This window comes from Leucobacter soli (genome assembly GCF_042659205.1).
Classification (GTDB): Bacteria; Actinomycetota; Actinomycetes; order Actinomycetales; family Microbacteriaceae; genus Leucobacter; species Leucobacter soli.
In genome coordinates, this window is the sequence record NZ_JBHSRW010000399.1 from 1 (window position 1) to 1,108 (window position 1,108).

The 1,108-nt window shown below is 73.9% G+C and carries 1 protein-coding gene; it reads left to right on the forward strand.

Annotation, left to right across the window (positions count from 1 at the left end):
• Positions 1–253: 253 nt before the first annotated feature.
• A partial coding sequence (locus ACFPZL_RS13515; protein ID WP_382335901.1) for a DUF4349 domain-containing protein occupies positions 254–1,108 on the forward strand: 855 nt, incomplete at its 3' end.

Genomic DNA, 1,108 nt, shown 5'->3' on the forward strand with positions numbered 1-1,108 from the left:
CCGCATCCGCCAGCAGGCGTGCGGCTGCGAGCCCGCTGACGCCCGCGCCGACCACCACCACGTCGTACCGCCGGTCCGCCGAGGCGCCCTCGCCGGCAGGATCCTGCGTCATCGTCCCGGTCATCGCCGCCTCCTCGGGGTCGTTCCCGGCACCATTATTCACCAGACCCCCGACACGGGCGTCGCATAACGATCTCGCCACGGCACCGATCCCCCGGGTCGATTCGCAGCGTCCCTCCCGTACGGTGTGGCCATGACACGACGACGGACCCTCGCCCCCGCGCTGCTCGCGGCGCTCCTGCTCGTCCCCCTCTCCGCGTGCGCGTCGTCCTCGGGCGACAGCGGCGGCGCCGACGGCATCGAGATGATGGCCGGCTCCCCGATGAGCGCCGACGCGATCGGCGACGGCTCCTATGCGAGCGAGGACGCGCAGGTCGATGCGGCGGGGCGTTCGGTGATCCGGACCGGCGACATCTCCATACGGGTGGCCGACCCGAACGCGGTCGCGGCCCAGGCCGCCGACGTCGCGAAGGACCTGGGCGGGCACGTCGCATCCCAGTCGATCGACCGCGGAGGCGACGGCTCCGGCGCCGGCGCGAGCCTGCAGCTGCGGGTGCCGGCGTCGCGCATCGACGAGGCGTTCGCCGCGCTCGCCGAGCTCGGCGACGTCGTGTCCGAGAGCCGGAACACCACCGACGTCACCGCCGAGCACGTCGACCTGCGGGCTCGCGTCGCGGCGCTCGAGACTTCGGTCGAGCGGTTGACGAAGCTGATGAGCGGCGCCGCCACCACGAGCGACCTGCTCGAGGCCGAGGCCGCGCTCTCCGAGCGTCAGCAGGAGCTCGACGGGCTCACCGCCCAGCTGACCGCGCTCGAGGATCAGATCGACGAGGCCACGATCTGGGTGCAGCTGAGCTCGACGAGCACGCTGCCGGGCGGGCCCGCGAACTTCTGGGACGGTCTCGTCGCGGGCTGGCACTCCCTGGTCGCGGCCGGCGCAGGAGCCCTCGTCGGGCTTGGGATCCTGCTCCCCTGGCTCGCCCTCGTCGGCGCGGCCGCGCTGGTCGTCCTGCTGATCGTGCGCGCCGCGCGCCGGGGGAAGCGCGCC